General features: G+C 62.6%; 10 protein-coding genes. 4 read left to right on the top strand and 6 right to left on the bottom strand.

Annotated features, from left to right (window positions below; all coding sequences use genetic code 11):
- Positions 1-149 (bottom strand): acyl-CoA dehydrogenase N-terminal domain-containing protein (locus AC1DQ3_RS33305; protein WP_477124373.1); only part of this gene is annotated, 149 nt, incomplete at its 3' end.
- Between the two features lie 329 nt (positions 150-478).
- Here AC1DQ3_RS33305 and AC1DQ3_RS33300 point away from each other — a divergent pair.
- Positions 479-2,110 carry a 3-(methylthio)propionyl-CoA ligase gene (locus AC1DQ3_RS33300; RefSeq protein WP_477124371.1) on the top strand — a complete coding sequence of 544 codons (1,632 nt, stop codon included), beginning with the start codon at positions 479-481 and terminating at the stop codon, positions 2,108-2,110.
- Between the two features lie 20 nt (positions 2,111-2,130).
- Here AC1DQ3_RS33300 and AC1DQ3_RS33295 read toward each other — a convergent pair whose 3' ends face one another.
- Complete coding sequence (locus AC1DQ3_RS33295; RefSeq protein WP_477124370.1) at positions 2,131-3,129, bottom strand: AraC family transcriptional regulator; 999 nt, start codon at positions 3,127-3,129, stop codon at positions 2,131-2,133.
- 298 nt (positions 3,130-3,427) lie between these two features.
- Between AC1DQ3_RS33295 and AC1DQ3_RS33290 the strand changes: the two genes are divergently transcribed.
- Positions 3,428-3,823, top strand: coding sequence for an avidin/streptavidin family protein (locus AC1DQ3_RS33290; RefSeq protein ID WP_477124369.1), 396 nt, complete (start codon positions 3,428-3,430; stop codon positions 3,821-3,823).
- A gap of 27 nt (positions 3,824-3,850) precedes the next feature.
- Here the strand turns inward: AC1DQ3_RS33290 and AC1DQ3_RS33285 are convergent, their stop codons facing one another.
- Positions 3,851-4,654: a BPL-N domain-containing protein gene (locus AC1DQ3_RS33285; RefSeq protein WP_477124368.1), complete on the bottom strand. Its 804-nt coding sequence runs from the start codon at positions 4,652-4,654 to the stop codon at positions 3,851-3,853.
- 172 nt (positions 4,655-4,826) lie between these two features.
- A complete protein-coding gene (gene hpnN, locus AC1DQ3_RS33280) occupies positions 4,827-7,463 on the bottom strand; it encodes a hopanoid transporter HpnN (RefSeq protein ID WP_477124367.1) in 2,637 nt (878 codons plus the stop codon).
- Positions 7,464-7,715: 252 nt separating this feature from the next.
- Between hpnN and AC1DQ3_RS33275 the strand changes: the two genes are divergently transcribed.
- Positions 7,716-7,901: a hypothetical protein gene (locus tag AC1DQ3_RS33275; protein WP_477124366.1), complete on the top strand. Its 186-nt coding sequence runs from the start codon at positions 7,716-7,718 to the stop codon at positions 7,899-7,901.
- A 91-nt stretch (positions 7,902-7,992) separates the two neighbouring features.
- Here the strand turns inward: AC1DQ3_RS33275 and AC1DQ3_RS33270 are convergent, their stop codons facing one another.
- Entirely contained in the window at positions 7,993-8,442 is a 450-nt protein-coding gene (locus AC1DQ3_RS33270; RefSeq protein WP_477124365.1) for a hypothetical protein, read from the bottom strand.
- Positions 8,443-9,572: 1,130 nt separating this feature from the next.
- A complete protein-coding gene (locus AC1DQ3_RS33265; protein WP_477124364.1) occupies positions 9,573-10,577 on the bottom strand; it encodes an AraC family transcriptional regulator in 1,005 nt (334 codons plus the stop codon).
- 451 nt (positions 10,578-11,028) lie between these two features.
- Between AC1DQ3_RS33265 and AC1DQ3_RS33260 the strand changes: the two genes are divergently transcribed.
- Positions 11,029-11,871, top strand: coding sequence for a TauD/TfdA dioxygenase family protein (locus tag AC1DQ3_RS33260; protein ID WP_477124363.1), 843 nt, complete (start codon positions 11,029-11,031; stop codon positions 11,869-11,871).
- Positions 11,872-11,903 lie beyond the last annotated feature (32 nt).

Genomic DNA, 11,903 nt, shown 5'->3' with positions numbered 1-11,903 from the left:
TGTTCGTTGAACTTGGCGGCCTCGTCGAGCACCGCCTGCGCCGTCTCCGGCGTGGCGTCCTCGAAGCCGGGCAACTGGCTGACGGCCTCAAGGCCGGCCAGTTCGTTCATCACGAACAGCATGTCCTTGAGCGGGGCACGGTAGGTCATTTTGGGGACTCCAGGTTTGGGATGGCTGCGCAAAGCGAGGTGCGTCGGGCCGGATGCCGGCACCGCATGCTCCGGATACCTGATCCTAACTCCCGCCGCGCTTCGCGGTAATGACCAAACCTGCCCATTCATTGACAAAACCTGCCGCTTTGCGTCGCCCTGAGCGCTTGCCGCATGCCGCAATCCGATTGGCCGGATCTGTCACTAGTTCGGCCATTCCTGTCAGTGCCGGAGGGGGCGACCGCCTCTAGAATGGCTCGCAGCCGGTGTCGCCACGACCGCTGATTGCATCCGGCATCACGATAGACAGCCTGTCAGGAGACAAGAAAATGGACCTGTTCGGTCAGATGATGTACGCGCCCTTGCAGTTGTCGTCGGTGCTGGAGCAAGCGGCGCGGCATGCCGGCAAGGCGGAGATCGTGTCCCGCCGCGTCGAAGGCGACATTCACCGCTATACCTACGCGGACTGCCACGTCCGCGCCATGCAGCTGGCCAATGCGCTCACGGGCCGCGGCATCGTGGCCGGGGACCGCGTGGGCACGCTGGCATGGAACGGCTATCGCCATATGGAGCTGTACTATGGCGTGACAGGTATTGGCGCAGTTTGTCATACCATCAACCCCCGCCTGTTCCCCGAGCAGATCGCCTACATCATCAACCATGCCAGCGACCGCGTGGTCTGCTTCGATGCCTCCTTCCTTGGCCTGGTCGAGCAGATTGCACCGCAATGTCCGCATGTGGAGGCGTGGGTCATGCTGTGCGACAGCGCGGCCCTGCCGCCGGCAGCGGCGCTGCCGCTGGAGAGCTACGAGGCCCTGATCGGCGGCCAGCCCGGTCACTTCGACTGGCCCCGTCTGGATGAGCAACTGGCGGCGGTGCTCTGCTATACGTCGGGCACCACCGGCAACCCGAAGGGCGTCCTGTATTCGCACCGCTCGCTTTGCCTGATGGCCTATGCCTCGGCGCTCCCGGATGCGCTTTGCCTGCGCGCGTCGGATGCCGTGGTGCCCGTCGTGCCGATGTTCCACGTCAATGCCTGGGGCCTGCCGTTCTCGGCGGCGCTGGTGGGGGCGAAACTGGTGCTGCCGGGACCGGCGCTCGACGGCGCGTCCCTGACGGCGTTGTTCGAGCAGGAAGGCGTGACGGTGTCGGCCGGCGTGCCGACGATCTGGCTCGGCCTGGCCGATCATATGCGCCGTACAGGCCAGCGCTGCACTCGCCTGGAGCGCGTCATCGTGGGCGGGGCGGCATGCCCGCCGCAACTGGCGAAGGCACTGGGCGAACTGGGCATCAAGTCGGTTCATGCCTGGGGGATGACCGAGTTGTCGCCGGTGGGTACCGTGTTCTCGCCCTCGCAGGGCTTCGCGCAGAAAACCGGGGAGGAGCGCGCGCGGATCGAGGCCAAGCAGGGCCGGGTAGTGCCAGGCGTCGAAATGAAGATCGTCGACGCAGGCGGCGCCGAGCTGCCATGGGACGGGCAGTCCGCGGGCGACTTGCTGGTGCGCGGCCATTGGGTCGTCGAGCGCTACTTCGGCATGGAGGAAACCTGCCTGGAGAAGGACGGCTGGTTCGCCACCGGCGATGTCGCCACGATCGACGCCGATGGCTATATGCAGATCACGGATCGCAGCAAGGATGTGATCAAGTCCGGCGGTGAGTGGATTTCCTCGATCGAGCTGGAAGGCATCGCGGTCGCGCATCCGGAAGTCGAACTGGCGGCATGCATCGCCTGTGCCCACCCGAAGTGGGACGAACGGCCTTTGCTGGTCGCGGTAAGACGCGCCGGCAGCACGCTGGATGCGCAACAACTGCTTGCGTTCTTTGAAGGCAAGGTCGCCAAATGGTGGATCCCGGACGATGTGGTATTCGTGCCGGAACTGCCGCTGACCGCAACGGGCAAGCTGCATAAGCTGGTGCTCAGGCAGCGCTTTGGCACCCACTACAGCGGCGCCGCCGCATAGTGGCAGCGTGGCAGCAGCGCTCAGGCCATGCCGCGATACGCCTTGGGCGTGCTGCCAGTCCAGTGCCGGAACGCGCGGTGGAATGCGGTCGGATTGTCGAAGCCGACGTCATACGCGATCGCCGCGATGGCATCGGGCGAGCGCGTGAGCCGCTGGATCGCGATATCGCGCCGGACATCGTCCTTGATCGCCTGGAACGTGGTGCCTTCATCGGCAAGGCGGCGGCAAAGCGTGCGCACGGAGTAATGCAGGTCCTGGGCAACCACCTCGAGCGTCGGCATGGCGGGAAGGCAATCGGCAAGAAATTGCCGGACCCGGTGGCACACCAGCGGATCGGCAAAGGAGACGAAGATCCAGTCTTCCGGAGCGCGCGCAAGGAACCGCTGCAGGTCGGCCTTGCGTTGCCGCACGGGCATATCGAGATAGGCCGCTTCGAAGCGCATGCGGGTCTGCCTGCTGCCGAACTGTACCGGTCCCGGAAAGAGGTAGAGGTAGTCCGATGCGTGCATGGGCCGCGCAAAATCGAACTCCGCCGCGATCAACGGGATCCGCTTCGCCACCAGCCATGAGGCAATGCCGTGCACCAGCTTCATAACGAGCTCGCGGCCCAGTTCGGTCACACCGGGACCGGCGGGATCCGCCACCATGGCAACCCAGCCGCCTTCGCCGTCGCGGCCCGATTCCAGCCTGAAATCATCCAGGACCAGATGGAAGAACTGGCCGAACCGATGCAGCGCGACTTCCAGCCGCGGGGCGTCGAGCAGGCTCAGGCACAAGTACTTCAGCGTGCCGTTGCGCAGGGGGCGGCTGAAGATGCCCGGCATCTCGTCGTCGAGCTCGGTCGCGAGCAGGCGGTAGAGCGTGGAGAACTGCTCCTCGGTCACGCGGGAGCCCGGACGGCGCAGCAAGCCGTGGGGGATGCCGGAGCACTCCGCCAGCCGCTCGATGGCGGCGGGATCGGCGCCAGACAGGAAGCCGTTGACCAGCGAGATGGGAACGGTGCCAGAAATTTGACTCAAGGGTGCATCGACGTCCGGTCCGCAACGTCATTTCCGGTGTGATTCGGGGGCATATATTCTGTCATAAGCCGGGGTGGCAGGTGATTCTTTTGCGCGGGCTGGTCCGGCGTTTGCACTGCCGGTGCGCGCCTGGGTGCGATCCGCATTGAGGTTGTCCCTGCTTTCCGGCTAGCCTAGACTAGATCTCGCCGGCCTAAGGGCCTTGTCTTTCACTTCGATTGGCGAACAAGGACAAGACAAGATGCCGTGGCCTGGCTTACCGATCCGACACCTTTGCGGTGTCCTGCAAGGAGACACCATGACAATCCGCGTTGGACGATGGCTCAGCCGGAACGGCGGCGGCCTTGAGATTCTCTCCATCGGGCCAGGGGCCAGTTTCACCGGCCGCTACCAGACCAAGGTCGGGATGCCCGATCCCAATGCCTGGTTCGACGCGCACGGCATGACGGATGGCGCGCTGATCGGGTTCACGGTGCTCTGGAAAAATCAAACGGAGCAGCACGCTTCGCTGACAAGCTTTACCGGCCGCTACCTGGCCCAGGGGGTCCAGGATGGTTTTGGCGATCCATCGAGAGAGCGGATCGAGGCCCAGTGGCAGCTGGCCCGCCTCTACGAAGAAGACGATCCGGGCAGGCCGCACGCAATGTGGGACACCTTTCTCACCAATGCCGCCGTTTGGTACTGGACGCCCTGAAGGACGCCCTGAAGACGCCTTGGAGGCTCAGGCCAGCATGAGTCCCGCGTGAGCAAGCAAATGGCGGAAGACCGCCAGCCGGACCTCTCCGGTGCGTGCCAGCTTGCGGCAAACGTGCGCGTGCGCGGCCATGTCGCTGTGCCCGCGCAGCGCGTCCTTGCATTCGCGCTCCGAGATTTCCAGGTGGACGCCCGTCAGGATCGCGCAGCCCTTGCCCACGCTTTCGCTCACGATGGCGGGCGGGGCGCCCTCGATGCCCGTGTACACGGCCAGGATTTGCGCCGCGGGGTTTGTTGCGTCGCCGAAATCGAAGCGGCAGCCGCCGTGGTAGTGCGCGTAGATCGTCATCGGGTTGGCGGTCAGGTGATGGGTCGTGCGGATTTCCGCTGCCGCGGTGCTTCGCGGCGTTCCGTCATAGGCAACGCCCCCTGTGAGCTCGGGCAAGGAGCCAATCGCGACCGCATCCACGAAGCTCAGTTCGCGTGTGCCGCAGATTGCGCCCTCGGTGCCTGCATGGAAGGCCAGTTCCCTGCAGGCATAGTACGCGCCCGCGCATATGCCCAGGTAGACGCCGCCCTTCTCGACGAAGTGCCGGATGCGCGCGTTGGGTGCACCGTTCAATGCCGCGCAATAGGGCAGGTCGGCGCCACCCGGCATGACAAACATGACGGCGTCATCGAAGAGCGCCGCGTCACGCCGGATGTCGTCGGCCATGACCGCACGGATCTCATACGCGCCGGGCAGCAGTTGCTGCCCGATCATCCGCATCAGGCGCGAGGTCCCGTCGGAAGTGCCGGCGTCGATATAGGTCAGGATCTGGGGCTTCGGCATGGCGGCTCTTTGCTGTTCAGCGCGATCTGGATCGGCGACGATCTTACGCCCACCGTTTTGCCGGCACCAGATAGCGGTAACCCGGCGCTCAGGCGCCACGTGCGGATATCGGCACGCGTTGTCGCAGCATATCGCTCCCGGTGCGGGTAGGGCTTGCGTAGTGCCTGCGCGCCTATTTCGGTATCGCCTGGGCGCTCCTGCGGCCGGAGCGCGCCCTGCGCGGCCTTCCCATCAGGATGGGCTGGAAGAACACGGCGCCGACCAGGGTGCACATCAGGGACAGTGTCAGCAGTTTTCCCATGCTGGCGGTGCCGTTATGGTGCGACAGCCACAGGCTGCCGAAGGCGGTGGCGGTGGTGGCCGCGCTCAACAGGACGGCAAGCGTCAGGTTTGACTGCAGCAGGTGCGTTTTGCCGGCGCGCCACGCTATCACATAATAGATCTTGAAAGCCACGCCGATACCGAGCAACAAAGGCAACGCAATGATATTGGCAAAATTCAGCGAGATGCCGAACAGGACGCACAGTTCCAGGGCGACCGTGGCGGAAACGAGCAGCGGCACCAGCGTGAGCAGCACATCGCTGAAGCGGCGCAGGGTGATCCAAAGCAGCAGCGTTATCGAAACCAAAGCCCAGGCGCCGGCCTGGGCGAAAGCACTGAGAATGGTGTCGGCCGAGCCCCGTATCGAAATCGGGCCGCCTGCCGCCGTTGGTTCGACGCGCAGAATGGTGTCGATGAAATGATCCAGCGCTGCCGCGCGTTTGGGACTGTCCGCGGACGGCAGGCGTGGACTGATCGTGACCAGGGCACGGCCATCCGGCGTGATCCAGTCGCGCTCCAGGTCGTGCGGCAGCGTTTGCCGATCGATTGGCCGGGCTTGCAAGGCGCGCTGCAGGCCAGCCAGCGCCAAGCGCAGCGGCAGGGCCAGCGCCAGATCCGCGCGATCGCGGGCGGCGGCATCGGCGGCGGCGAGCTGGCGCAGGGCCTTGGCCAAGCGGGCACTCTCTGCCGCGCCCGGGCCGGGATGGTCTTCGGACGCAAGCACCAACAGGCGGGCAAGGGTTTTCAGTGAATTGACGCGCAACACGTCGCTCGCAGGGCTGCCTGTGGGTTGGGTCAGTACCGGGGTCAGGCTGGATGCGGCATCGGAGATGAGCTTTAGCTTGGCGGGCTGATCGTCTGGTATGAAGCGCTGCAGCGTGACCACGCGCGCCACTTCCGGCAATGCCTCCAGCTTTGCAGCGATAGCCTGCGCGGCAGCCAGCGAGGGCGCAAGCACGCTGACATCGTCCGTGCTGACCTGGGACACGTCCTTGAGCGACAGCAGGGTGGACATCGACTCTGAATGCGGGTCTTTCAGGTGCAGCGGGTTGAAGTCAAAGCGCAGGTGTGGCAGCAGCGGGGTGCCCATCAGGATGACCGCGCAGGTAATCAGCAGCACCGGCTTGCGATGACGGTCGAAGAAGGTATCGGCGGGCGCCAACCAGGCAAAGCCGGGAATGGTGGGCTCGCCGGGGGGGCGCAGCACGGTGATCAGTGCAGGCAGCAGGGTGATCGTACTGGCAAAAGCAATGATCATGCCGGATCCGGCGATTTTCCCCAGCTCCGCCACGCCGCGGTAATCGGTAGGCACGAAGCAGAAGAAGGCGGCGGCTGTCGCGGCGGCGGCGAGTGCCAATGGCATGCCCACGCTTTGCGAAGCGCGTGACAGCGCAAGCTGCAAATCATCGTAACGATACCGTCTGGCGCGATAGCGCACACCGAACTGAATGCTGAAGTCCACGCCAAGCCCAATGAACAGCACGGCGAAGGCAATGGATAGCATGTTGAGCGAACCCACCAGGAAGAGGCCGAACGCCGCGGTGATGACCAGGCCGGCGAACACATTCACCAGGACTGCCACGATCAGCCGGGGCGAGCGCAGTGCCAGCCAGAGAATCAGGATCACCACCAGCACGGTTAGCACCCCGTTCATCAGGGCGCCGTCCTTGACCGAGGCGAACTCGTCGTCGGCCAGCGGCTGCGGGCCAGTCAGCCTTACCGTCGCGCTGTAGCGCTCCTGCAGCCGCAACTGCAGCGCGGCCGCACGGATGGCCTCGGAAGCCTTGGCGCCGGCCTCCAGGTCGCTATAGTCCAGTATCGGACTGGCGGACACAAAGCTGGAGGCCTGGCCTTTCGGACCCTGCTGTGCCATGCCTGCCAGCGTGGTCCACGACAGCGCGGCCCGCTTGCCCGCCAGCACCTGCTCGACCGTCGCAGCGCTGCTGTCCAGCAGGCCCGCCATATCCTCCAGCTTGACTTGTCCGATCTGCAGCGGCAGCACCATCATGGTCGATAGCGTGTCGGCAAGACCGCGCAGCGTCGGGTCGCGTGCCAGAACGTTGAGCAGCGGGCGCGCTTGTACGAGCCGGCTGGTCATGTCCTTCAGTTCGTCCCTGGACAGGAAGAGCAGGCCGTTTCGCTCGAAGAATTCACCGCCGCCTGGCTGGCTTACCGAGCGGAATCGTGCCGGCTGCCAGCGTAACGCCGCGGCCAGCTCGTCTGCCGCGGCGCCCGCAAGCTCGGTCGCCGGAGCTTGCACCACGGCCAGGATCAGCTGATCCCGCTGCGGGAAGGCCGCGCTGATTGCAGCATCGCGCTGCGCCCAGGGTTCGCTCGAGTCAAGCAGGCGACTGATATCGGTGTTGATGGCGAAATGTCGCGCGGCGTAGATGCCGCTGGCAAGCGTGAGCAGCAGGGCAGCGACGATGACCGCCCAGGGGCGCCGGGTGGAGAAGCGGACAATGTTGGCGATCAGCGGTATTAGCATGGTTGCCGTTGGTGAACGCGGCGTCTTCGTTACTTGCTGTCGTCGGCGATTGGTTTGTTGAACATGGGACCAGACGTAAAGACTCTAGTCGGCTTTTGGGCATTTCGCTAAATTCCTGTGCACACTGTATCAATGGCGCCCAACAGCAAGGGAGCCCGCCGACGGGCGTCCCGCGGAAGAAGAGCTTCGGCAGGGTGATCGCCACTACGAGATGATCTAGACTGAATCGACCCCACAGCAGTTGGAGCTGCCATGAAAGTCGACGATGCGATTCGGTCGATCAAGCGCCTAGGGAGCGATGTCAACGAGGATTTCCTGGCGGTAGAGGAGGCGGTGACCATCCTGGCGGAACTGATTGCTGACGAGAGGTTGCCGCAGGAAACGCGCACAGCGCTGATGGAGGTGGGCGCGACACTGTGGCGTCTGGGGATGACCTAGCAGCGTATAAAGGAGGCCCGCCGCAGCGGGCAGGGTTCGGGAAGTGGCGCTTGGTGATCGGCGGTAGCTGTACTGTCGTCCGGCATGCGCCTCAGCGCACCTTGCAGAAAATCGCGGTGACGAAAGGCGCTACATGATGCACGACGGCATCGCTGCCCGCTTGCCGCACGCTCTTTTCCACCGATTCCGTGCGGCCGATCACGACCGCGCCGTAGGCAGATTCCGCAAGGGGCTGGCCGCTCCCCTGTTTGAAGATCGGATCGCCCTTCTCGTAGCCGAGCACGACGTAGACGCGAAAGTCGAATGCTCTCAGGCTGATGCCTTGCTCAGGCCGGAAGGCATTAATCGAATTCGCTTCGACGTGCATCGGATCCGGATCGATATAACGGTTCGCCAGTAGTGGCGCAACGAATGCGTGCGCGGTCGATTTGCAGTCGAGTTGGGCATCGATCGCGATGGCGCGTGACAACCCCGGAGAAAGCGCGATTGATGCAATGGCGGCAGTCATAGGGATGCGAATGGATTGTGCAATATGCTTCATTGGATCCCTGGCCGGCGCGCAATGTGTCCGCCACAACGCTTTCAATCTACTCAGTGGTGAAATGGCTATCCGGCTCCGGTAGTCAAAATTCGTTCTCGCTTCCATTGGGCCATGGCTAATAAAAGAATGGGACTAGAACGGGACTAGATACCTGGAATTGATTTTCGATTCATGTTTAATCAATGCGAGTAGCGATGGTGGCGTCCGGGTCCATGTCAATGCGCCCGACAATCAGGCCCTTCCTCTACATCCGTGATTGCATCCTGACCAGCCTGCATCGATTGTGGAGGCACGTCGGAAGTACTTTGGAACGTGGCGGCGGCGAGAACGGGAATGCACACTTCACTTCCAAGCCAAGGCGCTATTCATTGTTGGCGGCAAATAACGATATGTACGGTATGTGCCATTCGTTTCCTTTCTAATATAGCGCGCGAAACGAACATGGGAAATCACTTTGCAGCCTGGCGTCCAGGATCCGAATTTGGCTACAACTATCGTTAAGTCATAAAAGCAATAACAAAAATGTGGGTTTGTGCGACGCACAAGGCAATCGGGCGGTCCTATACTCAACCCAGGCTTTTACCGGCCCGGGGGAACGAATTACCACCTAAAGAAAAGGAGGTGGGTGATGCTTAGGAAAATTGCACTGCTCGCGGTGACAGGGGCCGCACTTGGCGCTGCATGTGTCTATGCGGGAAACGGAACGCGGGACGTTTACACCGACGGCGCCAGGACGACGGGGCCTCGTGACCCCTATACCGATGGAGGGAAAGCATCTAAGTTCGATGTCTACTCCGATGGATTGAGAGCATCGAAATTTGACGTCTATACCGATGGCGCCAGAGTCACGGACCGCCGAGACACATTCACGGACGGCGCGCGAGTCACGGACCGGCGCGATACGTTCACCGATGGCGCGCATAACTAGGAGCACATTGAGCCGTTCATGGCATTAATCTGCCGAGAATCCCTTACGGCCTCCCGGCCGCATTCTGACGGCCCCCACGGTGCCTTCCGCCGGGGGCTGTCCCTGGCGCCACATCAGGGCGCGTAACTGGCCAATGTGCCGGTGCCGAGTGGGGCGAACTGGCGATCTTCGCCAAAGCTCGCCGCTCCCGACCGCCAAGTGCCTACAGATTCAAGAGATCGTTCCGCCAGCGAGTTGGAGGCTTGCCAAACTGCGCGCTGAACCAGCGGGAAAACGCGCTCACCTCCGAGAACCCAAGCAGCGTTGCGACTTGCGACACGGGATAACGCTGATCACCAAGATAGCGGATCGCCAACTCCCTGCGAACTTCACTGAGCAGCGACGAGAAATCCGCTCCGTCCTGTTCCAGCCGGCGTTGCAGCGTTCTGGAACTCAAGCCCATCTTTTCGCCAACCTGCTCGATGGCGGTCCGTCCCCGGGGCAAGAGCAGATGAATGACCCGACGGGCATTTGCGGTGATGGAACCCTGGCTTGCGCGCGGCTGAAGATCGAGAAGCTCCTTGGCGTAACGGGCCAGGGTGACATCAGCGCGCGGATTTGGGCGATCGAGATCCCCTCGCTCCAGCACCATGCCGTCGAACTCACAGTCAAACTCGACATTCGGTCCGAACAGACGGTTATGGATGCGATGACTTGCCGGCGCGGCGTGGGAAAAATGCACGCTGCGCGGCCTCCAGCTGGCACCCAGTATGCATCTCATCAGGCATAACGTGACGCCCACGGACAATTCCGTCGCCTGCCGACCGGGGGTGGGCCTTCCCGTCACCAGATGAACACGCACGATCGCCGTACCCGCCGACTCTTCGACGGTCAGCGCCACGGTGTCGCTCAGCAGGTGGCGGTATCGCTCCATCTCTCCAAGTGCGTGGCGCAAGGTCGGCTGATGTTGCAGGAGCAAGCTGACGGGGCCGAAGTCGGACAACCGCCATATTTCGGCGACGAGCAGGCCTATTGCCTGGGAGTCCGGGGACTTGGCCGACGCTTCGAAAACACTGGCCAGCCAGGGTTCGGGAATGCGCTGGTCCGGCGCGTACAAGCACGACGGATCCGCCCCCACATCGCACACCATCCGTTCCGGATCGATTCCCAGCGTGTGAGCGATCTCCGAGTATCTGATCAAGGCGGCGCTGCGAACCAAGGTACTCATGTGAAAGCCGTGAAAGTCTATGACTCAAGCGTTATACGGAACCAGGGATTGCGCTGCAACCCTCCCCGATATCGGGACACCTGCCGCTCGTCTCCTTACTCAGCCCGTTGCGCGCGATATCGGCATCTTGTGGGTTGAGAGGAGCTGCCGATTGGCGCAATCCGTAAGATTCTGGCGCGCGTTGTCAAGCGTCCTGGCCCGCAAGTCCAGATAATCCTATCCAAGCCACTCACGATAAGCCTGGCTCGCAGAGAAGGCAAGCCGGACAAGGGTTGACCAACGCCGCCAGTGCATTTCGGCGGGAAATCCCAAATCGTCCGTGCCTGGTCGTCTCAAAAAGTGCGGATGCTGCAATGCATCAATGCGTGCAGATGGGGGGGGCGGAAGTCTACGCCACCCCGGTCACGAAAGTGCCCAGCGCATCAAACTCAAGAATCTAAAGGAAGCGAATATGCGAGTAGAACAGCTCACATGCTCTATTGGTGCAGAAGTCTCGGGCGTGAATATTGGCGATGCGTCGAGGGACGACTCACTTTCTTCGGAAATAAAAGGGCTTCTGTTGAAGCATAAGGTTTTGTTCCTGCGCGACCAGGACATCTCGCGCGCAGAGCATGTCGCCTTTGCCCGGAAGTTTGGCGAGTTGGAAGATCATCCTGTCGTCGGCAGCGATCCCGAGCACCCGGGTCTCGTGCAGATCTACAAGAGCGACAAAAAAGAACACTACGAGAATACCTTCCACACCGACGCTTCATGGCGCGAGCGCCCGCCGATGGGCGCGGTTTTGCGCTGCATCTCCTGCCCTGATGTTGGCGGGGACACCATCTGGGTCAATATGGTGGAGGCTTATGAGAAGCTGCCCGAGGACATCAAGACGCGCATTGCCGGCCTGCGAGCCAAGCACAGCATCGAGCATTCCTTTGGTGCCGTCATGGCTCCGGAGGCCCGGGCCAGGCTCGCAGCGGAGTATCCGATGGTGGAGCATCCAGTCGTCAGGACCCATCCGGAAACTGGCGAGAAGGTTCTGTACGTCTCCCCGTTCGCCACCCATTTCGCCAATTTCCATACGCCAGAGAATGTGCGCTTTGGACAGGACAAGACCCCGGGTGCGAGTCATCTGCTCAACTACCTGCTCAGCCAGGCCACGATCCCGGAGTACCACGTGCGTTTCCGCTGGCGGCCGAACAGCGTGGCCATCTGGGATAACCGTTGTACGCAACACTACGCCGTACATGACTACTGGCCTGCTCCTCGCAAGATGGAGCGTACCGCCATCATCGGCGACAAGCCGTTTTAGGCGGCTGCTATTGCTCGATGCCAAAGCAAGGC

The organism is Cupriavidus sp. 01T418 (assembly GCF_056398885.1).
This window is presented reverse-complemented; position numbering and strand designations above follow the sequence as displayed.